This is a genomic window from Devosia sp. SL43 (assembly GCF_021729885.1).
Lineage (GTDB): Bacteria > Pseudomonadota > Alphaproteobacteria > Rhizobiales > Devosiaceae > Devosia.
Genome location: NZ_CP063401.1, coordinates 312,848 through 334,475, shown reverse-complemented (window position 1 = coordinate 334,475; position 21,628 = coordinate 312,848). Strand labels below are relative to the sequence as shown.

Below are 21,628 nucleotides of genomic sequence, written 5' to 3'. Positions count from 1 at the left end.
AAGCGGAGGAACTCTGCCTCGCTCGGAAGACCGTTCGATAGCGCCGAAACCTCTCAAGGCATCGGCCGGATATGACCTGCCGGGACGGTGTTGGTCCAGCTCAGTTGGGGTCTTTGCCGTCCTGTTCGACGACAGCATCGAATAGCTGCCGCACCTGCCCCGCACCGATTGCCTCAATGGCAACCGCGGCGATGGCAGCGAACAATTCTGCAATTTCCTGGGGGTCAGTGATTTCGGCGTCGTCGTCTTCGGCGTCGGCGTTGATCAGAGTGAACACAATAACGCGCCTCCAAGTATGCCTTACACCGATGATTGTTGGACGATTCCGTTACAGAATAAATAACGAAAATCCGTACGGGCCCATTTGGGGGCGATTGTCAGAAAGGACAGCGTCCCTTACTCTTCCCCCGCCGTGTTCGCCTCGAGCCAGTTTTCGATATCGTCGAGGCTGGCCGAAAAGGGCTTCGGCACATTCCCGAACAGCACGGTGTAGGTCTCATCGCGGATGGCATGCCCGCCCGTGGTGCCCAGCACCTTCATCTTCTCATCGGTGAGAATGGTCAGGCCATACCGCGCTGCGTAACGCTTGAGGCGCCGCATCCGCGACACATCGAAATCCTTGCGGCTCACTTGGTTCTCTCTGTTCTGTCGAACGAACGGCATACCTAACCCATTGATAGGGGATAGGCTACCTCCACAAGTCATGGCCCAATCAAAGGCGGATTAGCCCGCGCAACACCACGATTCCCGTGCCGGACAGTTCCGGATCCGGGGTCAACCGAATGCGGAGGATGCTGCGGCGCCCCATCTTCGTGCCCTGCTCGACGGCAAGATCGTTGCCGGCCAGATGTCCGCTGGCCGCGAGATAGGCGGCAAGGGGGCCGGCGGCGGTGCCGGTAGCCGAATCTTCCCAGAGGCCAACGGTTGGATTGAAAAATCGAGCATATGCCTTGTCGGCGCCGTCGAAGGCATAGACGTAGCAGCCTTCCGCGGTTGTGCCGCGCAGAACGGCCAGCAGGGCGACAGCATCGGGCTGTGCCAGGTCGACCGATTCGACATCCCGCAAGCGGACCATCAGGTGCTCGGCCCCGGTATCGGCGGGGCGCGGTATCGGTTCGGACAGGATATCGCCTGGCTCCAAGCCAAGCGCCGCTGCCAGCGGAGCGACGTCCGCCAGGGGCTCGCCGAGCCGCAAGGGCGCGTGCTTCATGCGTCCGTGGACACGACCGTCGATTGATACCAGCTCAATCGGCAGCACTTCCGGGCCGATTTCCTGATGAAATGTCCGCGCCTTGTCCAATGAGCCCAGGTCGCCATGCTCGCCCAGCCAGAGCCAGGCGCCGAGCGCGTTGTGTCCGGCGCCGAACACTTCTGCGCCACTTGCCGTGAAGCTTCGCAGCTTTCGATCGGCACGCGTGCTGCGGAGGATGAAGGTCGTCTCGGCCTGATTGAATTCGCCGGCAATCCGACGCATCTGCTCGTCGGTCAACGCGTCGGCGTCCTGCACTACGGCAAGCGGATTGCCGGTCAGAGGGGTGTCGGCAAAGACATCGATGAGACCTGCGACCAGTTCGACCATGCTTTTCACCTTCCGAGGATGAGCTGAGCTTAGGCGAGAGAGGCGATAGGATTTGGCGGGTAGAGAGGGATTCGAACCCCCGGAACGCTTTCACGTTCGCCGGTTTTCAAGACCGGAGCAATCAACCGCTCTGCCATCTACCCGTTGCGATTGCGTTTAGCGGGAGAGCGAAGGGCTGTCCAGAGTGCGTGAGGGTTGTCGGAAGTTCTCATCGCAGGGGCACCCAGCGCCTCCCATCCCCGGATCATTCCCGCGAAGGCGGGAATCTCTGTTTGCCTATCCCAGTAAAGAAAACGGAGATTCCCGCCTGCGCAGGAATGACCCCGTGGGTGGGTGAGATCAGGCAAAACTACGGAATCAGCAGCACTGACCCGGTCGTCTCCCGACCTTCCAGGGCACGATGGGCATCGGCGGCCTCGCTCAACGGGAACGTCCGGCCGATCTCGACCTTGATGGCGCCGTCGAGGACGGCCTTGAACAGCGCGCTCGCACCAGCCAGCAGGTTTTCGCGCTGGCCGACATAGTGCGTGCCCGTGGGCCGAGTGACATAGAGCGAGCCCTTGCGGGCCAGCAGCGTGACGTCGGGCAGGCTCGGCACGCCCGAGGCGTTGCCGAAGCTGGCCAGCAGGCCGCGTGGGCGCAGGCAATCGAGTGACTTCTCGAAGGTCGATTTGCCGACGCCATCATAGACCACGTCGACACCACGGCCGTTGGTGAGGTCGCGGACGCGGGCAGCGAAGTCTTCGGTGTTGTAGTTGATGACGTGGTCGCAGCCATGCGCCGTGGCCAGGGCACACTTTTCATCGCTGCCGGCCGTGCCGATCACGTCGGCGCCGAGCGCCTTGGCCCATTGCGTGGCGATAAGGCCGGTTCCGCCTGCGGCAGCGTGCCAGAGGATGGTTTCGCCCTTGGCGACCGGCCAGGTCTGGAACAGCAAATAGTATGCGGTCAGGCCCTTGAGCAGGATGGCGGCCGCGGTCTGGTCGTCGATGCCGTCGGGGATGGGCACCATGCGTTCGGCAGCGGCGAGGCGTTCAGTGGCGTAGGCGCCGACCTGGCCCTGATAGACGACGCGGTCGCCCACCTTGAGATCGGTCACGCCATCGCCGATGGCGGTAATGACCCCTGCCCCTTCATTGCCCGCCACGAAGGGCATCGGCTGCGGATAAAGACCCGAGCGCTGGTAGGTGTCGATGAAATTGAGGCCGATCGCCGTCTGGCGCAGGGCCACCTGCCCCGGGCCAGGATTGGCCAGGGGCCAATCCTCGTAGCTGAGAACCTCCGGGCCACCAGTCTGGTTTACAACGATGGCCTTGGTCATACCGGACACCTACTTGGGCGTCCTTGGCTTGCGCGGTGCCGATTTGGGCCGGGCCTGGGCGCGCGCGGTCGGCGTGGCCTTGCTGCCGGGCTTCTTGGCGGTGACGGCAGCGACGCCGGCGGCAGCTGAGACTGAGCCGGTATCACCGGTAAAGGGCGTCATCTTGGGATGCGCGGCGCCACCCTTGGCGGCAATCCGGCGGCTCTTGGCGAAAATGTTGACCGCTTCGACGATCACCGAGAAGGCCATAGCGGCGTAGATGTAGCCCTTTTCGACGTGGAAGCCGGTGCTGCCGGCAAAGCCGTCGATCACCAAAGTCGTACCGATCAGCAGCAGGAAGGCCAAAGCCAGCATCTTGGTCGTGGGGTGATCGGCGACGAATTTGGCGACCGGACCCGAGGCGAAGAACATGACGGCCACGGCGACCAGCACGGCCGCGATCATCACGCCCACCTGTTCGGCCGGCACCATGCCGACGGCAGTGATGATCGAATCGATCGAAAACACCATGTCGATGATGACGATCTGCACGATGATCGCCTGGAGGCCAGCCTTTGCCGCCTCCTTGAGGCCGACCTCGTGAGGCTCCTCGATGGCGGCATGCATTTCGTGCGTCGCCTTGTAGACCAGGAAGGCGCCGCCCAGGATCAGGATGATATCCTTCCACGACAGTTCGAGGCCGAACTGGGTGAAGACAGGGTCCTTGAGCTGGACGATGACGCTGATCAGCAGCAGCAGGACAATGCGGAAGACCAGAGCGAGGGCAATGCCCAGCTTGCGGGCGAACTCGGCCTGTTCCCGCGGCAAGCGCGACACCAGCACCGAGATGAAGACGATGTTGTCGATGCCCAGCACGATTTCCATGACCGTGAGGGTGGCGAAGGCGACCCAGACATTGGGATCGGCCAGCATTTCAAACATCATCGGCTCCGTTTTCGGGTCTTGGTTGAAGTTTTGCGAACAGCATATCTAAGCGGTGCGTGGCGCGCGGGAAAGCCTTGCTGGCAGAGTTTTCCTCGGGCTGCGGCGTTCGGCAGCACAAAGCAGTCGCTGCATGGCTGGCTTCGGGGTTGTGGCGGGTGATATCGTCAACGCCAATCGAGTTTTTGCGAGTAGAGCCAATGGAATCGTTCACGCCGCTGACTGCCACCATCGGTGGCAGCCTGATCGGACTTGCCACCGCCGTGTTGTGGTTGGGCAATGGCCGCATTGCCGGCATTTCTGGTATTTTCGGGCAGTTGCTGCCACCAGCTCAAACAGTGGTCTGGCGGGTCGTGTTTCTGGTCGCGCTTGTCGTTGCTGCTTTTGCCGCAGCTAGGCTCTTCCCTGCTTTGGGCATGGGTGGCGTCGAACCGGCGCGGCTTGTCGAAGCGCCGGCGGCGTTGGGCGTGCCAACGCCGGTATGGCTGGCGATAGCGGGCCTGTTGACCGGGATCGGCACCAAGATTGGCAATGGCTGCACCTCCGGACATGGCGTTTGCGGGCTGGCGCGACTGTCGCTGCGCTCGCTGGTGGCCGTGCTGGTGTTTTTCGGGGTGGCCGTGATCACCGTCACCGTGACGGGGGTGGTGTGATGGCCAATCTCAAGTTTCCCTATCTCGCCACGGCGGCGCTGAGCGGCGCGCTGTTTGGCGCCGGTCTCTACGTGTCGCAGATGGTCGACCCGTTCAAAGTGCTGCGCTTTCTCGATTTCGGCGCGATCCCTGATGGTGGCTGGGATCCGAGCCTGGCCTTCGTCATGGGCTCGGCCCTGATCGTCATGTTCGTCGCCGTCCGCATCGGCAAGGGCCGGCAGGCGCCGCTGTTCGATACGGCATTCCACGAACCGGAATACAAGAAGATCGACGCCCGGCTGGTGGGTGGCGCGGCAATGTTCGGCATCGGCTGGGGCATGGCTGGTATCTGCCCCGGGCCGGCGATATCGCTGATCGCCTTCTTGCCCGACAATCTCTGGATCTTCCTGGTCGCCATGTTCGTCGGTTCGCTGGCCGGCAGCGTGATCATTCCCAGCGGTCACGCCAAACGCCTGGCGGACGCGCAATGAGCAGGCAGGACGCAGATGCCATCGTCGTCGGCGGTGGACTGGCGGGCGTCGCGGCGGCGATAGCGGTTGCCAAGGCCGGACTGTCGACAATCCACCTGGCACCGACCATGCCGCCGGATCGGCGGACCTCGGCCCTGATGATGCCCAGTGTCGACTACTTGCGCCAGGCGGGGCTGATCGACGAGCCGGCAGACCTGGGCCATGCGCTGACCCAGATTCGTATCATCGATGCGACCGGCAGGCTGATCCGGGCGCCCGAAACCCTGTTCGACACCAAGGAAGCGGGTCTAGCGGCCTTTGGCTGGAACTTTGCCAACATGCGGCTGCTGGAGCGTTTTCACGCCGCTGCGGCGACGCTGCCCAATCTGCGGACCATCTCGGAGGGGGCAGTCGCAACGGCGCCGGTGGATGATCACTGGCAGGTTGAGCTCGCGGATGGAACGGTCCTGACCGCGCCATTGCTTGTGGGGGCAGACGGCAAGAAATCGCTGGTTCGGGCCTCAGCGGGAATCGTTGCGCAGGAGCGGACCTTCACCCAGGCGGCCTTGGTCTGCGATCTCGAGGTCGGCCGGTCAATCGGCGGGACGTCCATCGAATTTCACTACCCGCAAGGCCCCTTCACGCTGGTGCCGGCAGGCGGCAACCGGGCCAATCTTGTCTGGATCGACGACATCGACGTGCTTCGTGATGCCTATAGCGGCGGCGCGGAGCGGCTGCTGGCGATACTTGCGGAGAAGTCGCAGCGGCTGTTCGGCGACATCGCCATGGCGACGCCGGCCTTTGTCTTTCCGCTGAGTAGGCTGACGGTGCCCCTGGCTGGAGCGGATGGCGTTGTGCTGACCGGCGAGTCGGCGCATGCCTTTCCGCCCATCGGTGCGCAGGGGCTCAATCTTGGCCTGCGCGACGTGGCCGACCTGGCGGAGACGCTGGCGGGGGTCGATCGGGGCAAGCCGGACTGGGCGATTGCAGTCAGTCGCGACTACGCGAAGCGGCGTGCCGCCGACCTGGCGCGCACCGGAACTATGGTGGATGCGCTGTTCCGCTCGCTATTGGCCGAGATGGTGCCGGCGCAGGCGCTGCGTGCCGGCGGCCTGTGGGCGCTCAAGCTGGCGCCTGCGCTGCGGAAGCAGGCATTTTCCCTGGGGATGGGTGGGCGTTAGCGCCCAAACAAAAATGGGGCGCGGTTTCCCGCGCCCCTCTCTCAAATATCAGTTTGCCAAATGCCTTACGGCGTAGCAGGCGCGGCGCCATCGGCCGGAGGCGTGGTGCCATCGGCGGGGGCTTCGCCACCCAGCTGGCGGCGCAGCTCTTCGGCGCGATCCTGCAGAACCTGCTCCAGCGCGTTCTCGCCCGAAGTTTCCTGGCGGAATTCGTCAAAGGTCAGGGCGGCATCGCCGTCATAGGTTGCGGTGAAGCCGGACAGGTTGATCTCGATGGTCAGATCCTGGTTCTGGCGGTTCTTGGCGGTGAGCGTGAGCGTACTGCCGCGCTTGAGCGAGTTTACATACTGCTCATTGATCACCAGCTGCGTGGCGCAGGAGGTGGGGTCGCACAGCATATAGGGCACGCGGACAGGCTTGGCGCCGTCGATCTGCCAGGTCAGGCCGAACGGCAGCAGCACGCCGAGCGGAACGGCGGCAACAGCCAGCAGGCGGCTTTCCTGGCCCGGATCGTCGCGCAGCAGGAACGAACCGAGGAACTGACCATTGGCCAGGACGACCTGGCGCATGATGCAAGCCTTCTGCCCATCGGGCAGCGGATCACACACTTTGAGCCAGTTCTGCGACTGGACCTCGCCGGTCGCAGTCGCGACGGGCGCAGCCGGATCGACGGGCGCCGCGGGATCCACCGGGGCAGCCGCAGGATCGGCAGGGGCGGCGGGATCAACCGGCGTCTGGGCGGCAGGAGCTTCCGGGGCGGGGGTCGCTTCCTGAGCGTAGGCCGACAGCGGGGACAGCATGAGCGCGGCCACCGCAAAACCGGCGACGAGAGGTTTCCTGAAGTTCATAGAATTTCCTTGGCTTCTTTGGCGGTCCCGGTGACTTGGCGCCACCTTGAGAATTGAACTGCCCTTCAAGTGCTGAATTCGGGCAATAACATGACCGATGCACCTTGCCAAAGCATTATGGCAGGACAGGGTTGATGCAGGTGCCTCACGCCGCATTTTCGGCCAGTTTGGCCAGCCGCGACAGAATTGCGGCTGCGCCCTTGAGGCGATCATTGGGCGTGGGCCAGTTGCGGGCGAATACGAGCTTCTGATCGGGCTTGATCCGAACCTGGTTGGCCGGGTCGCTGACCAAGCGCACCAGCGCCGCCGGATTGGGATATTCGTTGTTGCGCAACGAGATAACCGCGCCCTTGGGACCGGCATCGACCTTTTCGACATTGGCCTGGCGACACAAAGCCTTGACCAGGATGACCTTGAGCAGAGCCTCGACTTCTTCCGGCAACGGGCCGAAGCGGTCGATCAATTCTGCGCCAGCGGCGTCGATATCCCTGATATCGGTGAGATCGCCCAGGCGGCGATAGAGCTGCATGCGCAGTTGCAGATCTGGGATATAGTGCTCGGGAATCATCACCGGCATGCCCAGCGAAATCTGCGGCGACCACTCATTGCGGTCCTCGTAATCGTCATCGCCGGTCTTGAGGTTGGCGACAGCCTCTTCGAGCATGGCTTGGTAGAGTTCGTAGCCGACTTCGCGGATATGGCCGGATTGCTCGTCGCCGAGCAGGTTGCCGGCGCCTCGGATGTCGAGGTCGTGACTGGCGAGCTGGAAACCGGCGCCCAGGGTTTCGAGCGACTGCAGGACACCGAGGCGGCGTTCGGCCGTGTCGGTGAGTTTGCGATCGGGCGGCACTGTGAACAGCGCATAGGCGCGGGCCTTGGCCCGGCCGATACGGCCACGGATCTGGTAGAGCTGCGCCAGGCCGAAATGATCGGCGCGATGCACGATCAGCGTATTGGCATTGGGAATGTCGAGGCCGGATTCGACGATGGTGGTGGCCACCAGCACGTCGAACTTGTTGTCGTAGAAGGCATTCATCAGATCATCGAGTTCGCCCGGCGCCATCTGGCCGTTGGCGACGACGAAGCTGACTTCGGGAACCTGCGCCTTCAGGAACTCGGCAATCTCGTGCTGGTCTTTGATGCGCGGCACGACATAGAAGGCCTGGCCGCCACGGTATTTTTCGCGCAGCAGAGCCTCGCGCACAGAGAGTGCGTCGAAGGGCGAGATGAAGGTGCGGATGGCGAGGCGATCGACCGGTGGTGTTGCCAGGAGGCTGAGGTCGCGGACGCCGGTCAGCGCCAGTTGCAGGGTGCGCGGGATCGGGGTGGCCGTCAGCGTCAGCACGTGGACGTTGGACTTGAGCTCCTTGAGGCGCTCCTTGTGGCCGACGCCGAAATGCTGCTCTTCGTCGATGATCAACAGGCCCAGATCGCGGAACTTGATGGTCTTGCTCAAGAGCGCATGGGTGCCGACGACGATGTCGACCTGACCATCCGCCAGGCCTTCCTTGGTGGCCTTGAGCTCGTTGGCGCTGACCATGCGCGAGGCATGGCGGACGCGAACCGGCAGGCCCTTGAATCGCTCGGAGAATGTCTTGAAGTGCTGGCGGGCGAGCAGCGTTGTCGGCACGACGACCGCAACCTGCTTCCCCGATAGCGCCACGGCGAAGGCCGCGCGCAGCGCGACCTCGGTTTTGCCGAAGCCGACGTCACCGCAAACCAGCCGGTCCATGACGCGGCCGGATGTGATGTCGTCGAACACCGCCTCGATGGCCGCGATCTGGTCCTCTGTTTCCTCATAGGGGAAACGCGCGGCGAATTCGTCGTAGGCGCCCGGGTTGATCTCGATGACGTCGGCCTTGGTGAGCAGGCGCGCCGCTGCGATCTTGATGAGCTGTTCCGCCATTTCGCGGATGCGTTTCTTGAGCCGGCCCTTCTTGGCCTGCCAGGCGACGCCTCCCAGCTTGTCGAGGGTGACATTGCCGTCATCGGTGCCGTAGCGGGTCAGCAGCTCGATATTTTCGACCGGCAGGTAAAGCTTGGTATCGCCGCCATATTCGAGCTCGACGCATTCATGCGGCGCGCCGCCGGCCTCGATGACCTTGAGGCCGATGAAGCGACCGATACCATGATCGACATGCACCACCAGATCGCCGGCATTGAGGCTGGCCGCCTCTGTCAGCGCATCGGAGGCTTTCTTCTTGCGCTGCGGGCGGAGAATACGTTCGCCGAGGATATCTTGCTCGGACAGGACCAGCAGGTCCTTGGTTTCGAAGCCGGTTTCGAGCGGCAGCACGACGAGCGACGTCGTCGACGCGCTGGTGGTCTCGGCATCGCGCCAGTTTTCGGCGAGACGCGGATTGGTGAGGCCGTGGTCCTTCAGCACCTGGACCATGCGGTCACGAGTTCCGGTGCTCCAGCAGGCGACGACGGCGCGGCGGCCCTCGCGGCGCTCCGCCAGCAGGCGATCGACCACGGACTGGAACAGGTTGGTATCGGTCGCCTGGCGCTCGGCGGCAAAGCTGGGGGCGATATGGCCACCCGCATCGTCGACGGCCTTGGTGCCCGGCGCTATGAACTGGCTGAGTTGGACCACTGAGGCCCCGGCCAGCGCGTATGGATGCTGGTCAACGGCGTAAAGCAGTTCCGGCTTGATCGGCTTATAGGGCGCCCCTGCCCCAGCTACTGTTGGCGCCAGCCGTGCCGCTTCGCGCGCCTCGTAATAGTCCTCGATCTGGGTGATGCGGTCGGCATAGGCCTCGGCGGCCTGTTCGTCGAAGACGAAGGGCGCGTCGCCGACATAGTCGGCCAGGGTATCGAGGTGTTCGTAGAAGAAGGGCAGCCAATGCTCGGTGCCCGAATAGCGCGAGCCGCCGCTGATCGAGGCATAGAGCGTGTCGTCGACTGTGTTGCCGCCGAAGGTCGCGGTGTAGTTCTGGCGGAACCGCTTGATGGTCGCGTCGGTCAGCACGACCTCGCTCATCGGGGTCAGGTCGACGCGTTTGAGCGTGCCGGTGGTGCGTTGGCTGTCCGGATCGAAGGTGCGGATCGATTCGAGCTGACTGCCGAAGAAGTCGAAGCGCAACGGCGCCTCGGCGCTGGCCGGGAACAGGTCGACCAGCCCGCCGCGTACGGCATACTCACCGCTCTCGCGTACTGTCGGTACGCGCAGGTAGCCGTTGTTGGCGGCCCAGGCGATCAGCTTCTCGCTATCGACGACACGGCCGGTGGCGGCAGAGAACGACATGGTTTCAACCACGTCACGCGGTGGCAGTTTCTGGATCAGTGCATTGACCGCCGTCAGCACGACGGCGCCCTTGGCGCCTGATGTCAGGGCTGCCAGCGTGTTCATGCGCGCGGCGATCGTGACATTGTTGGGCGAGACGCGGTCGTAAGGCAGGCAGTCCCAGGCCGGCAGGGTCAGGATGGTATGGCCCGGCAGCATGGCGGTGAGGATATCGGCCATGCGCTGCAGGCGGCGACCGTCGCGGGCAACGAACACGATACTTGCGGCATCATCCGGAGCCGCCTCGATGCGCTGCTGCACAAGCCGTGCAAGCACCATCGGCTGCATGCCGTCGGGGACGTTAGCAATAGTGCGGGTCGGGCGCTGCGGCGCGAGTTCGTTCATTTGGCCAGCCGGGCGTGATGATCGGCAATGACCTCCGCGAGGAAGGCCAGATCGATATGTTCGGGCGGGGTTTCCTGGCCCATGATCCACTTCAGCAGCGGCGGATCCTCCTCGCTCATCAGGGCTTCCAGCCGATCGAGGCCGGCTTCGTCGAGATGCTCGGTATGCGCGTCGGCGAACGGCCCCAGGACGAGGTCCATCTCGCGGGTGCCGCGGTGCCAGGCGCGGTAGCGCAGCTTCTTACGGCGCATGGCAATGTCTTCACCGGCAGTCATTTGACGCGCCATGATCCTGAATGGTGGTTGATTGGTGGAAGTGTTTACGCGGAATGTTGGGGCTTGTCAGCCTTCAATGCCGAAGGGGTGACGCGGTTGCGGCGGGCCGCTAGTTTCGCCGTTCCGAGGAGCCCAATCGAATCGTGTCCCGTCCCGAAAGCCTCTCGCCGCTGTTTCGTTCGCTGCACTCGATCAAGGGTGTCGGCGACAAGCTGGCTGCGCTGCTGACGCGGTACTTCGGCGCGCCCGAGGGTCAGGAGGCGATGGCGCTCGATATTCTGATGCACATGCCGTCGGGCGTCGTCGATCGGCGCCGGCAGGTCGGCATTGCCGAGGCCTATCTCAACCAGATCGTGACGCTGAAACTTCACATCGATCGCCACCAGCCGCCGCCGCGCGGACGTCCGCAGGTGCCGCACCGGGTCTTTGCCCATGACGAGACCGGCGATGTCAGCCTCGTCTATTTCGGCAGCCAGGGTGGCTGGGTGGAGAAGCTGTTGCCGTTGGGCGAGGAGCGGTTTGTCTCCGGGCAGATCGGCTTCTTCAATGGCGAAAAACAGATCACCCACCCTGACTATGTGGTCGAGCCCGACAAGTTCGCGACGCTGCCGCTGGTCGAGCCGGTCTATCCGCTGACGCAGGGGCTGAGTTCGAAGGCGCTGGCCAAGCTGGTGCGGCAGGTGATCGAAAGCCTGCCGGACATTCCGGAATGGATCGACGGCGGGACGATGGCCGAGCGGAAGTGGCCGAGCTTTGCCGAGGCCATGCGGGCGGTGCATCTGCCTGAGAATCCGGATGAAGCACAGTTGTGGTCCCCTGCCCGCATGCGGCTGGCCTATGACGAGTATTTCGCCGGGCAACTGACGCTGCAACTGATCCGCTCGACAATGGTGGCGGCGCGGGGCATCGCGCGGACATTTACCGGCGAAGTCACGCAACGCGTAACGGTGGCACTACCGTTTTCACTGACCGAGGGCCAGCAACTGGCGGTGGACGAAATCCGCGCTGACCTGGCTTCGCCCGACCGGATGTCACGGTTGCTGCAAGGTGATGTCGGGGCGGGCAAGACGGTGGTGGCGCTGATGGCGATGGCTGCAATGGCCGAAAGTGGCGCGCAATCGGCGATGATGGCACCGACGGAGTTGCTGGCCGCGCAGCATTTCAAGACGCTGAAACCGCTCTGCGACGCTGCGGGCCTCGGCTGCGAGTTGCTGACGGGCAAGATGCCGGCGGCAGAGCGGCGTGCCAAGCTTGCGGGCATTGCCAGCGGCGAGACCACTATTGTCGTCGGCACGCACGCGCTGTTCCAGTCGGGCGTCGAGTTTCACGATCTTGGGCTGACCGTGGTAGACGAGCAGCATCGCTTCGGCGTGCATCAGCGGCTGGCACTGTCGGACAAGGGCAAGCACACGGACCTCCTGGTGATGACGGCGACGCCGATCCCGCGCACGCTGGTGCTGACCCATTTCGGCGACATGGCGGTGAGCATCCTCCGGGAAAAACCGCGCGGGCGGCAGCCGATCGATACGGCAGTGATTTCCATTGGGGAGTATGCCCGGGTGGTATCCCGCCTGCAGGCGCGCCTGGCCGAGGGCGCACAAGCCTTCTGGGTGTGCCCGCTGGTCGAGGAAAGCGAGCATTTGGAGGTCGTTGCCGCCGAGGATCGGTTCGCCCAGCTCAGGGAGGTGTTCGGCGACCAGGTCGCGCTGGTGCATGGCCGCATGAGTGCGGCTGCCAAACAGGAGGTGATGCAGCGGTTTGCGGCGGATGAACTCAAGCTGCTGGTGGCGACGACGGTCATCGAAGTCGGCGTCGACGTGCCCAATGCCTCGATCATGATCATCGAGCATGCCGAGCGCTTCGGGCTGGCCCAGTTGCACCAGTTGCGCGGCCGCGTCGGTCGTGGCTCGCAGCGCTCGGCATGCCTGCTGCTTTACAAGGATCCGTTGAGCGAGACAGCCAAGGCGCGGCTGGAGACGATCAAATCAACCGAAGATGGCTTCGAGATTGCCGAGCGCGATCTGGAACTGCGCGGCCAGGGTGATGTGCTGGGTACGCGGCAATCGGGCATGCCGGGATATCGGCTCGCCGTGCCCGACGTGCATCGGCACCTGCTGGACTATGCGCATGACGAGGCCAAGGGGCTGTTGTTGCGGAATCCCGGGCTTACGGGTGACGACGGCGAGGCAGCGCGGACGGCGCTGTATCTGTTCCGGAAGGACTTGGCGATCCCGCTGATCAGGGCGGGGTAGCCCTTCACCTCTCCCTTGGGGGAGAGGTGAGAAAGCGCCCTACTCCACCGTCACCGACTTCGCCAGATTCCGCGGCTGATCCACATCCGTGCCCATGAACACCGCCGTATGGTAAGCCAGCAGCTGCACAGGGATCGTCGCCAGAATTGGCGCCACGAAGCTATCCACATGCGGGATGATGATGATATCGGCGATACCATGGCCCACCGTTTCCGCCCCTTCGGCATCGGTGATCAGGATGATCTTGCCGCCGCGCGCCGCGACTTCCTGCATGTTGCTGAGGGTCTTTTCGACCAATTCGTCAGACGGCGCGACGACGATAACAGGCATGTCCTCGTCGACCAGGGCGATCGGGCCGTGCTTGAGCTCACCTGCCGCATAACCCTCGGCGTGGATGTAGCTGATTTCCTTGAGTTTCAGCGCGCCTTCCATGGCGATGGGGAACATCGGCCCACGACCGAGGTAAAGCACGTCCTTGGCCTTGCTGAGACGCTTGGCGATGTCGATGATCTGGTCCTCTTTGCCCAGAGCTTCGGAGACCGCCGTTGGCAGTCCGATCAGGGCGCGGACCATCTCAGTCTCGCGCTCTGCGCTGATGGCGCCGCGCGCCCGGCCCGCCGCGATAGCAAGGCTGGCCAGCGACGTCAGTTGCGCCGTGAAGGCCTTGGTGGAGGCAACGCCGATCTCGGGGCCGCACAGGATCGGGAAGACAACGCCGGATTCGCGCGCAATGGTCGATTCGACGGTATTGACGAGCGACGCCACGTGCTGGCCCTGGCTCGCCGTATAGCGCAGGGCCGCCAGGGTATCGGCAGTTTCACCCGATTGCGAGATGAACAGCGACAGCCCGCCCCTTTCCATGGGCGGCTCGCGATAGCGGAACTCACTGGCCACGTCGAGGTCGACCGGCAGGCGCGCGTAGCGCTCGAACCAATACTTGGCGACGGCACCAGCATAGTAGGCCGTGCCGCAGGCGCTCATGGTCAGGCGGCTGAGGTCGGCAAAGTCGAAGGGCAAGGTCTCGCGGATAGCGACTTTCTCGGCGCCCATATCCACATAGTGGCTGAGCGTATGCGAGATGGTCTCGGGCTGCTCGTAGATTTCCTTGGCCATGAAATGGCGGTGGTTGCCCTTGTCCACCATCAGCGCCGAAGCCTGCGAAATCTGCAGTTCGCGCTGCACGATGGCATCCTTGCCGTCGCGAATGGTGACGCCCTTGGGTGTAATGACGGCCCAGTCTCCATCTTCGAGATAGGTCAGGCGTGAGGTGAAGGGGGCCAGCGCCATAGCGTCGGAGCCCAGATACATTTCCGTCGTACCGTAGCCGACAGCGAGCGGCGCGCCGTGGCGGGCTGCGATCAGCAGGCTTTCTTCGCCCTTGAACAGGAAGGCCAGCGCGAAGGCGCCGCGCAGCTTCTTCAGGGTACGGGCGACGGCCAACTCGGGATCGGCGCCGTTGGCGAGTTCACGGCTGACCCACAGCGCGACGGACTCAGTGTCGGTCTGCGTCTTGGGCAGGTAGCCGTCCTTGGCGAGGTCGGCCAGCATTTCGCGGTAGTTTTCGATGATGCCGTTGTGGACTACAGCAACGCGATCGGTCGCGTGCGGGTGGGCGTTCTGCTCGGTCGGCGCGCCGTGGGTGGCCCAACGGGTGTGGCCGATGCCGATGCGGCCGGCCAGCGGCTCCATATTCAGCTTGGTGGCGAGATTGCCCAGCTTGCCCTCGGCGCGGCGGCGGGAAATGTCGCCGTCTTCCAGCGTGGCGACGCCCGCGCTGTCATAGCCGCGATATTCGAGGCGCTTGAGCGCATCCACCAGACGGATTGCAACCGGTTCGCTGCCGACGATGCCAACAATGCCGCACATGCTATTTCCCCTTGGCTGCTTTTTTGGCGAGAGCCTTCTCGCGGAGTTTGGGCGCATAGCCCAGCTTGTTTTCCTGGCGCGCGCGGCCGAAGGCCACGGCGTCGGGCGGCACGTCTTCGGTGATCACGCTGCCCGATGCAGTATAGGCGCCATTGCCGATCGTCAGCGGCGCGACGAGCGAGGCGTTCGACCCGATGAAGACATTGTCGCCGATGATTGTCTTGTCTTTGTTCACGCCATCATAATTGCAGGTGATGGTGCCGGCGCCGATATTGGTCTTGCTGCCGATGTCGGCGTCGCCGAGATAGCTCAGATGGCCGGCCTTGGTGCCGGCGCCGATCCGCGATTTCTTGACCTCGACGAAATTGCCCAGATGCACGTCCGGTCCCAGCTCGGCGCCACCGCGAATGCGGGCGAAGGGGCCGATGGTCGAGCCTTCGCCGATAACGGCATCCTCGATGTCGCAGAAAGCGCGGATTTCGACATTGTCGCCGATCTTGACGCCAGCGCCGAAGACGACGTTGGGGAAGATGGTGACGTCGCGGCCGATCTCGGTGTCGTAGGAAAACCAGACGCTGGACGGATCCTTGAGCGTCACGCCGGCTTTCATGAAGTCGTCGCGGCGCAGGGACTGGAACTGAGCCTCAGCGGCGGCCAGGCGCATCCGGTCATCGACACCCATGACCTCACCCGGATCGGCCTCGATGAACTCGACGCGACGGCCGTCGCTATTGGCGAGTTCGACCGCGTCGGTGAGATAGTATTCGCCCTTGGCATTGGCGTTGCCGATGCGGTCGATGATGCTGTTCAGCGCTTCGGCCCGGAAGCCGATGATGCCGGAATTGGCGAGCCCGATCTTGCGCTCTTCCTCAGTCGCGTCGCGATGCTCGCGAATGGCGAGAAGGCGACCGTCCTGCGTCAGCAGCCGGCCAAGATTGGTGGGGTCAGCTGGGCGGTAGCCGACAACCACAATATCGGCGCCGTCGTCGAGCCTGGCGGTGATCGCATCCACGGTACCGCTGGAAACCAGCGGGTTATCGGCATAAAGCACCACGATATTGCCTGATGCAGCGGCGAAGGCTTCGCGCGCCTGACGGACGGCATGGCCCGTGCCGAGGCGCTCTAGTTGGCTGAAGATACGGGTCCTGGGACCGTGGCGAACTACCTCGGCCTGCACGGCTTCGTGGTTGGGGCCGACCACGACGCAGATATCGGTCGAGCCCGATTTGAGTGCGGTTCGCATCACGTGACCAACCATCGGAAGGCCGCCGACGCGATGCAGAACTTTCGGAGTTGCCGACCGCATGCGGGTTCCTTCACCCGCGGCGAGGATGATCGACAATAGTTCCGTCATAGAGGCTTCTCCGGTCCGCGCCTTCTATTGCCGCGCATTTTCACAGATTTATGGCATGCAAGAGTTGGCGAACAGCTAATCGCAGCGCCATGGTTATTCTATGCGCAATGCCTGATTCGATTGCGCGTCTTCGAGGTATTTCGCATTGGCCAAGGCATCGGAACAGTTCCGGCAATCGGACGTGACCACCTGGGGCATTGTTGCGCTGGTTGTCGGCGGCCTCGCGATGATGGGCGCCAACGTATCGGCCGCCCTGCCGGCCGGCATTCTCGGAGGCCTGCACAAGACGCGCATCGAGGGTGCTTCGCTCGATCAGTTGCGCCAGCAAGTGGCCGATCTGCGCGACGAGACGCTGCAGCTCAAGCGCGAGAACAGCGTGCTGGCGACGCGCTTTGCCTTGGAGGAACAGCAGGGCAATGAGGTTGTCCGCCGCGTCGGCGCGCTGGAGGTCAGCATTCCGACGCTGCTCGAGGCCCTGCCCGATGACGCAGCCATCGACCGGTCGTCGCTGACCGCCTCGATCGGCGAAGGCGAGACGCTGAGCTATGACGCCGATGGCGGATCGGTGTCGATCCGGCAGCAGCCTATGGCTGAGGCCCTGCCCCCGCTGCCGGGCGAACAGGCCCTGCCCGCTCCCGTCGACCAGACGACGACCGCAGCAATTCCCAACGAGGCGGCGTTCGGCATCGCACTGGGACCGACGGTATCGTTCGAACAGGCGCCCGAATCCTGGCGCGACCTGTCGATGAAGCTTGGGCCGTTGCTCTTCGGTCTGGCGCCATTGCTGACCGACGAGGCCAACACCGACGACAAGCGCATCGTGGTCGGCCCGATCACCCAGCTCTCCGAAGCCACCGCGCTGTGCGCTCGGCTGGAGCGCATTTCGATTTCGTGCATGCCCATGCCGTTTACCGGAACGCCGCTCAGCTATTGAGCATGGCGCAATTGCGGTTGACAGCGGGGGCAACGTGGCTATGTTCCGCCGCGACGCCAGCAGCGTCAGTTTGGTGCGTGCCGGTAGCTCAGTGGTAGAGCATTCGACTTTTAATCGAATGGTCGAGGGTTCGACCCCCTCCCGGCATACCAAATTTCTTCCCCAGTTCGGATGGCTGCTGTCGTGTCCCAGGATTTCGTCGATCTGCTCAAGGTGCTGGTGGCCACCGCGCTGGTGTTCACCGTCAGCACGCTAGCGATGCTCTATTCTATCCTGCTGCTGGCGCAGTACGGCGCCGACCTGCCGATGATCGGCTCGCTGCCGCTGAACGCGCCTCCGGAAATGCTGCCGCTGCTGGCCGATAACCGCCTGCTGCCGGCGCTGGCAGCGGCACATGTCACCGCAACCGGGCTGGCGCTGGTGCTGTTCAGCCATACCATCGACATGGCACTGCTGATCACGTCAAAGGCCGTGACCGTGGTCATCACCGCCCTGCTCGGATTTGTGGCGGGGCACATGATCTACCTGCAACTGACCGAGAATGTAGCACTGGCGCTGCAACCGATGACGCCGGTCTTCATCGCGCTGGGAGCATTTCTGGTGCTGTCGACAGTGCTCAGCGTGCAGAACCTGCGCCGGTTGGGCAACCTGAGGTTTGCGGTCGCCGTGGCCATGGTGTTGCTGGGGCCGATGCTGCTGGTGTGGTTGTAGCGCTTCCTTACCTCGCCCCTCCGGGGAGAGGTCGACCCGTCTAAAGGCCCCTCACCCGGCGCTGCGCGCCGACCTCTCCCCGGAGGGGCGAGGTAAGTGGGGCATTCACGCCGCCAGCGTCACCACCACCGCGCCGCGCGGCGTCGCCACCACCGTATGCTCATACTGCACGCATGGTGCGGGCGGCCGGGCCACAAGCGTCCATTCGTCGTCATCCGACTTCTGATCGGCCATCTTGCCGCCGAGCGACAGGAAGGGCTCGATGGTGAAGACCAGGCCATTGGTCATCCGGCGGCGTTCGGATTTGTCGGGCCAGGTGGCGATTTCGCCGGGCTCGTCGTGCAGGCTATCGCCGACACCGTGGCTGGCGAGGTTGCGGATCAGCGTGTAGCCGCCCTTCTTGGCAAATTTTCCGATGGCGTCGCCGATGTCGGCAAGGGGTGCCCCGGCTTTCACGGCGGCAATCCCGGTCCACATGGCCTTCTTGCCATCGCGGCAGAGGGCGACGAGGCGCTTGTCGGCTTCGCCCAGAACGAAGGATGAGCCGCAGTCGGCATAGACGCCATCCTTGACGGCCGACACGTCGATATTGACGAGATCGCCTTCACGCAGCACGCGGGGACCGGGGATGCCGTGGGCGATTTCCTCGTTGACCGAGATGCAGGTGGCGCCGGGGAAATCGTAGGTGACGATCGGGGCAGAAAGTGCGCCGTTTTCTGCCAGCAATCTTGCGCCTATCTCGTCCAATTCTTGCGTGGTCATGCCCGGACGCATGGCCGAGGCCATGGCGTCGCGGGTGATGGCGCAGATGCGGCCAATGGCCTTGAGCTTTTCGAGCTGTTCTTCGGTAGTAATCGTCAAGCGATCAGGCCTTGTTCGCGAGGTAATAGGCCAGCAGGCCCTGGGTAGAGCTGTCATGCCCCTCCCCGCTCTGTTCGCCTGATACTTTTGGCAGCAGCGCCTTGGCGAGTTGCTTGCCCAGTTCGACGCCCCACTGGTCATAGGAATTGACGTTCCAGATCACGCCCTGGGTGAACACCTTGTGCTCGTAAAGCGCGACCAGCGAGCCAAGCGTCTCTGGGGTCAGCTGCTCATAGAACAGCGTGTTGGACGGACGGTTGCCGGGGAACATCTTGTGCGGGGTGAGTTCCTTGATCCTGGCCTTGTCGAGACCCTGCGCCTTGAGCTCTTCCACGACCTCGGTCTTGGTCTTGCCCAGCATCAGCGCCTCGGACTGGGCCAGCACGTTGGCGACCAGCTTGTCGTGGTGCGGTGGCAGCGATTCATGCGGCTTGGCGGCGATGAGGAAATCGGCAGGGATGACGTCGGTGCCCTGATGGATCAGCTGGTAGAAGGCGTGCTGGCCATTGGTGCCGGGCTCGCCCCAGACGATGGGGCCGGTGGACCAGCCGACCGGCTTGCCCGATAGCGTCACCGACTTGCCGTTCGACTCCATATCCTGCTGCTGCAGGTAGGCGGCGAAGCGGCTGAGGCGCTGGTCGTAGGGCAGCACGGCATGGGTCGAGAAACCCCAGGCGTTGCGATACCAGACACCGAGCACGGCCATGATGACCGGGAGATTGTCTTCCAGCGGCGCCGTCAGGAAGTGACGGTCCATGGCGTCGGCACCCCTCAGGAAGCCGAGGAAATTGTCGTAGCCAACGGCCAGCGCGATCGGCAGGCCGATAGCGGACCAAACCGAATAGCGGCCGCCGACCCAGTCCCAAAAGCCGAAAATGCGGTCTTCGCGGATGCCGAACTTGGCGCAGGCCGGAATATTGGTGGAAACGGCGGCAAAGTGGTTCGGCACGGCGTCTTCACCGATCGTGTCGGCGATCCATTCGCGCGCCGAATTGGCGTTGGTCATGGTCTCGTCGGTGGTGAAGGTCTTGGACGCGACAATGAACAGCGTCTTCTTGGGATCGAGGCGCTTGAGGATGTCGTGGATGTGGGCGCCATCGACGTTGGAGACGTAGTGGGCGCGCAGGTCGGCACGGGTATAGGGCTCGAGCGCCAGCGTCACCATGGCCGGGCCGAGATCGGAGCCGCCGATGCCGATATTGACCACGTCGGTGAACTGCTCGCCGCCATGACCGCGGATTTCGCCCGAGCGGATGGCGTTAGTATAGGTCTCGATGGCAGCGAGCACACCGCGCACGTCTGGCATCACGTCCTTGCCATCGACCGGCACCGGCTTGTCGCCCTGGTAGCGCAGCGCCATGTGCATGACAGCCCGGTCTTCGGTGATGTTGATATGATCGCCTTCGCACATCTGGTCGCGCCGTTCCTCGACCCCGGCAGCACGCGCCAAGTCGAACAGGGCCGCCATCACGTCTTCATCGATCCGGTTCTTGGAATAGTCGAGCAGGATGCCGGCGCCCGTTGCCGAATAGCGCTTGAAGCGGTTCGGATCGATGGCGAACTGCTCGCGCATCGTCACGTCGGCAAGACGCTTGCGATGCTTCATCAGCGAGTTGAGAGCGGAGCCTTTAGCCATCAGCTTTTCCTTACAGCACAGGCAGGTCGCCCGCGGCCCATGCCGCACGCGTCTCTGCCGCAAAATCGGTGAACCGGCCGCCTTCGATCGCCGCGCGGCAGCCCTGAACCAGCTCTTGATAATAGGCGAGGTTGATCTGGGAAAGGATCATCGCACCCAAAATCTCTTCTGTCTTAACGAGGTGATGGAGGTAGGCCCGGCTCCACCGCCGGCAATTGGGGTTGGGTGAGGCTTCGTCGATCGGCCTGTGATCATCCCTATGCCGGGCATTCTTCAGGTTGATGACGCCGAAGCGGGTATAGACGTGGCCGTGGCGACCGGCGCGGGTCGGATGCACGCAATCGAACATGTCGATGCCACGACCGATGGCGCCGAGGATATCGTCCGGCTTGCCGACGCCCATCAGGTAGCGCGGACGGTCGGTCGGCAGTTCCGGGGTGATCTCCTCGATCACCTTGAACATGACGTCCTGCGGCTCGCCCACAGCAAGGCCACCAACAGCATAACCGTCAAAGCCGATGGACTTGAGCCCCTGCGCCGAGCGGGCGCGCAATTCAGGATTGTCGCCGCCCTGCACGATGCCGAACAAAGCGCGGTTGAGCTGGTTGTTGAACGCGGTCTTGGAGCGATCGGCCCAGCGGAGCGACAGCTCCATGGCGCGCTCCATTTCCTTGTATTCGGCCGGCAGCTTCAGGCACTCGTCGAGCTGCATGATGATGTCGCTGTCGAGCAGCGTCTGGATTTCGATCGAACGCTCGGGCGTCAGCTCATGGCTGGAGCCATCGATATGGCTGCGGAAGGTCACGCCCCTTTCGGTCAGCTTGCGCAGCTGGGCCAGCGACATGACCTGGAAGCCACCGCTATCGGTCAGGATCGGCCGCTGCCAATCCATGAAGTCATGCAATCCGCCCTGCGACGCGACACGTTCCGCACCGGGACGCAGCATCAGGTGATAGGTATTGCCGAGCAGGATATCGGCGCCGGTCTCGCGGACCTGCTCGGGATACATGGCCTTGACCGTGCCGGCCGTGCCCACCGGCATGAAGGCCGGAGTCTGGATGTCGCCGCGCGGCGTGTCGATGCGGCCGCGCCGCGCCATGCCATCGGTGGCCGAAAGGGTGAAGGTGACGAGTTTGGTCGGAGCGTTCATGGCGCG

At 63.6% G+C, this 21,628-nt stretch carries 20 protein-coding genes and 2 tRNA genes; 7 read left to right on the top strand and 15 right to left on the bottom strand.

All coding sequences use genetic code 11. The features are described from left to right. Positions 1 to 100: 100 nt before the first annotated feature. The 7 genes from IM737_RS01630 to IM737_RS01600 all read right to left on the bottom strand — a co-directional run bounded on the left by IM737_RS01630 (position 101) and on the right by IM737_RS01600 (position 4,035). Positions 101 to 277: a hypothetical protein gene (locus IM737_RS01630; RefSeq protein WP_236897807.1), complete on the bottom strand. Its 177-nt coding sequence runs from the start codon at positions 275 to 277 to the stop codon at positions 101 to 103. A gap of 119 nt (positions 278 to 396) precedes the next feature. After that, positions 397 to 630 carry a hypothetical protein gene (locus IM737_RS01625; RefSeq protein ID WP_236897806.1) on the bottom strand — a complete coding sequence of 78 codons (234 nt, stop codon included), beginning with the start codon at positions 628 to 630 and terminating at the stop codon, positions 397 to 399. A gap of 82 nt (positions 631 to 712) precedes the next feature. After that, positions 713 to 1,579, bottom strand: coding sequence for a PhzF family phenazine biosynthesis protein (locus IM737_RS01620; protein ID WP_236897805.1), 867 nt, complete (start codon positions 1,577 to 1,579; stop codon positions 713 to 715). 53 nt (positions 1,580 to 1,632) lie between these two features. Continuing rightward, a tRNA-Ser gene (locus tag IM737_RS01615) sits at positions 1,633 to 1,722 on the bottom strand. A 206-nt stretch (positions 1,723 to 1,928) separates the two neighbouring features. Beyond that, positions 1,929 to 2,900: a quinone oxidoreductase family protein gene (locus IM737_RS01610; protein WP_236897804.1), complete on the bottom strand. Its 972-nt coding sequence runs from the start codon at positions 2,898 to 2,900 to the stop codon at positions 1,929 to 1,931. Between the two features lie 9 nt (positions 2,901 to 2,909). Further along, positions 2,910 to 3,821 carry a TerC family protein gene (locus tag IM737_RS01605; protein ID WP_336886227.1) on the bottom strand — a complete coding sequence of 304 codons (912 nt, stop codon included), beginning with the start codon at positions 3,819 to 3,821 and terminating at the stop codon, positions 2,910 to 2,912. Continuing rightward, positions 3,814 to 4,035, bottom strand: coding sequence for a hypothetical protein (locus tag IM737_RS01600; protein WP_236897803.1), 222 nt, complete (start codon positions 4,033 to 4,035; stop codon positions 3,814 to 3,816). Before IM737_RS01600 ends, IM737_RS01605 begins: the two co-directional genes overlap by 8 nt. On the opposite strand from IM737_RS01600, the gene IM737_RS01595 reads away from it, so the two are divergent. Genes IM737_RS01595 through IM737_RS01585 form a run of 3 tightly spaced genes read left to right on the top strand, consistent with a single transcriptional unit; the run spans position 4,022 to position 6,104 of the window. Further along, on the top strand, positions 4,022 to 4,474 hold the full coding sequence (locus tag IM737_RS01595) for a YeeE/YedE family protein (RefSeq protein ID WP_236897802.1): 453 nt from the start codon (positions 4,022 to 4,024) through the stop codon (positions 4,472 to 4,474). The two genes, IM737_RS01600 and IM737_RS01595, sit on opposite strands and share 14 nt — an antisense overlap. Beyond that, positions 4,474 to 4,944: a DUF6691 family protein gene (locus tag IM737_RS01590; RefSeq protein WP_236897801.1), complete on the top strand. Its 471-nt coding sequence runs from the start codon at positions 4,474 to 4,476 to the stop codon at positions 4,942 to 4,944. The genes IM737_RS01595 and IM737_RS01590 overlap by 1 nt, the downstream gene beginning before the upstream one ends. Next, positions 4,941 to 6,104 (top strand): FAD-dependent monooxygenase, encoded by a 1,164-nt coding sequence (locus IM737_RS01585; RefSeq protein ID WP_236897800.1) that lies wholly within the window; start codon positions 4,941 to 4,943, stop codon positions 6,102 to 6,104. The genes IM737_RS01590 and IM737_RS01585 overlap by 4 nt, the downstream gene beginning before the upstream one ends. A gap of 65 nt (positions 6,105 to 6,169) precedes the next feature. On the opposite strand, the gene IM737_RS01580 is transcribed toward IM737_RS01585, so the two are convergent. The 3 genes from IM737_RS01580 to IM737_RS01570 all read right to left on the bottom strand — a co-directional run bounded on the left by IM737_RS01580 (position 6,170) and on the right by IM737_RS01570 (position 10,858). Beyond that, positions 6,170 to 6,952 carry an invasion associated locus B family protein gene (locus IM737_RS01580; protein ID WP_236897798.1) on the bottom strand — a complete coding sequence of 261 codons (783 nt, stop codon included), beginning with the start codon at positions 6,950 to 6,952 and terminating at the stop codon, positions 6,170 to 6,172. A 145-nt stretch (positions 6,953 to 7,097) separates the two neighbouring features. Continuing rightward, complete coding sequence (gene mfd / locus IM737_RS01575; protein ID WP_236897797.1) at positions 7,098 to 10,583, bottom strand: transcription-repair coupling factor; 3,486 nt, start codon at positions 10,581 to 10,583, stop codon at positions 7,098 to 7,100. Continuing rightward, positions 10,580 to 10,858, bottom strand: a complete 279-nt coding sequence (locus IM737_RS01570; protein ID WP_236897796.1) for an FAD assembly factor SdhE — start codon at positions 10,856 to 10,858, stop codon at positions 10,580 to 10,582. Before IM737_RS01570 ends, mfd begins: the two co-directional genes overlap by 4 nt. A gap of 143 nt (positions 10,859 to 11,001) precedes the next feature. On the opposite strand from IM737_RS01570, the gene recG reads away from it, so the two are divergent. Further along, on the top strand, positions 11,002 to 13,110 hold the full coding sequence (recG, locus tag IM737_RS01565; protein WP_236897795.1) for an ATP-dependent DNA helicase RecG: 2,109 nt from the start codon (positions 11,002 to 11,004) through the stop codon (positions 13,108 to 13,110). 39 nt (positions 13,111 to 13,149) lie between these two features. Here recG and glmS read toward each other — a convergent pair whose 3' ends face one another. Together glmS and glmU are read right to left on the bottom strand one after the other, a co-directional pair. Continuing rightward, positions 13,150 to 14,976, bottom strand: a complete 1,827-nt coding sequence (glmS, locus tag IM737_RS01560) for a glutamine--fructose-6-phosphate transaminase (isomerizing) (protein WP_236897794.1) — start codon at positions 14,974 to 14,976, stop codon at positions 13,150 to 13,152. Position 14,977: 1 nt separating this feature from the next. Beyond that, a complete protein-coding gene (gene glmU, locus IM737_RS01555) occupies positions 14,978 to 16,330 on the bottom strand; it encodes a bifunctional UDP-N-acetylglucosamine diphosphorylase/glucosamine-1-phosphate N-acetyltransferase GlmU (RefSeq protein WP_236897793.1) in 1,353 nt (450 codons plus the stop codon). Between the two features lie 145 nt (positions 16,331 to 16,475). Here glmU and IM737_RS01550 point away from each other — a divergent pair, with 145 nt between their 5' ends. The 3 genes from IM737_RS01550 to IM737_RS01540 all read left to right on the top strand — a co-directional run bounded on the left by IM737_RS01550 (position 16,476) and on the right by IM737_RS01540 (position 17,975). Beyond that, entirely contained in the window at positions 16,476 to 17,264 is a 789-nt protein-coding gene (locus IM737_RS01550) for a hypothetical protein (protein WP_236897792.1), read from the top strand. 77 nt (positions 17,265 to 17,341) lie between these two features. Then, a tRNA-Lys gene (locus IM737_RS01545) sits at positions 17,342 to 17,416 on the top strand. 31 nt (positions 17,417 to 17,447) lie between these two features. After that, positions 17,448 to 17,975 carry a hypothetical protein gene (locus IM737_RS01540; RefSeq protein WP_236897791.1) on the top strand — a complete coding sequence of 176 codons (528 nt, stop codon included), beginning with the start codon at positions 17,448 to 17,450 and terminating at the stop codon, positions 17,973 to 17,975. Positions 17,976 to 18,080: 105 nt separating this feature from the next. Here the strand turns inward: IM737_RS01540 and map are convergent, their stop codons facing one another. Genes map through tgt form a run of 3 tightly spaced genes read right to left on the bottom strand, consistent with a single transcriptional unit; the run spans position 18,081 to position 21,622 of the window. Further along, the gene (map, locus tag IM737_RS01535; protein WP_236897789.1) at positions 18,081 to 18,836 is read right to left on the bottom strand and encodes a type I methionyl aminopeptidase; all 756 of its coding nucleotides are present in this window, start codon (positions 18,834 to 18,836) and stop codon (positions 18,081 to 18,083) included. 4 nt (positions 18,837 to 18,840) lie between these two features. After that, a complete protein-coding gene (gene pgi, locus IM737_RS01530; RefSeq protein WP_236897788.1) occupies positions 18,841 to 20,472 on the bottom strand; it encodes a glucose-6-phosphate isomerase in 1,632 nt (543 codons plus the stop codon). Positions 20,473 to 20,482: 10 nt separating this feature from the next. Next, positions 20,483 to 21,622: a tRNA guanosine(34) transglycosylase Tgt gene (gene tgt / locus IM737_RS01525; protein ID WP_236897787.1), complete on the bottom strand. Its 1,140-nt coding sequence runs from the start codon at positions 21,620 to 21,622 to the stop codon at positions 20,483 to 20,485. Between the last annotated feature and the right edge of the window lie 6 nt (positions 21,623 to 21,628).

Coding starts and splice junctions, on each gene's coding strand:
- IM737_RS01610 (WP_236897804.1), bottom strand. CDS start 2,900: ATGACCAAGGCCATCGTTGTAAACCAGACTGGTGGCCCGGAGGTTCTC.
- glmU (WP_236897793.1), bottom strand. CDS start 16,330: ATGACGGAACTATTGTCGATCATCCTCGCCGCGGGTGAAGGAACCCGC.
- IM737_RS01585 (WP_236897800.1), top strand. CDS start 4,941: ATGAGCAGGCAGGACGCAGATGCCATCGTCGTCGGCGGTGGACTGGCG.
- glmS (WP_236897794.1), bottom strand. CDS start 14,976: ATGTGCGGCATTGTTGGCATCGTCGGCAGCGAACCGGTTGCAATCCGT.
- IM737_RS01570 (WP_236897796.1), bottom strand. CDS start 10,858: ATGACTGCCGGTGAAGACATTGCCATGCGCCGTAAGAAGCTGCGCTAC.
- IM737_RS01595 (WP_236897802.1), top strand. CDS start 4,022: ATGGAATCGTTCACGCCGCTGACTGCCACCATCGGTGGCAGCCTGATC.
- pgi (WP_236897788.1), bottom strand. CDS start 20,472: ATGGCTAAAGGCTCCGCTCTCAACTCGCTGATGAAGCATCGCAAGCGT.
- tgt (WP_236897787.1), bottom strand. CDS start 21,622: ATGAACGCTCCGACCAAACTCGTCACCTTCACCCTTTCGGCCACCGAT.
- IM737_RS01620 (WP_236897805.1), bottom strand. CDS start 1,579: ATGGTCGAACTGGTCGCAGGTCTCATCGATGTCTTTGCCGACACCCCT.
- IM737_RS01590 (WP_236897801.1), top strand. CDS start 4,474: ATGGCCAATCTCAAGTTTCCCTATCTCGCCACGGCGGCGCTGAGCGGC.
- mfd (WP_236897797.1), bottom strand. CDS start 10,583: ATGAACGAACTCGCGCCGCAGCGCCCGACCCGCACTATTGCTAACGTC.
- IM737_RS01605 (WP_336886227.1), bottom strand. CDS start 3,821: ATGTTTGAAATGCTGGCCGATCCCAATGTCTGGGTCGCCTTCGCCACC.
- IM737_RS01580 (WP_236897798.1), bottom strand. CDS start 6,952: ATGAACTTCAGGAAACCTCTCGTCGCCGGTTTTGCGGTGGCCGCGCTC.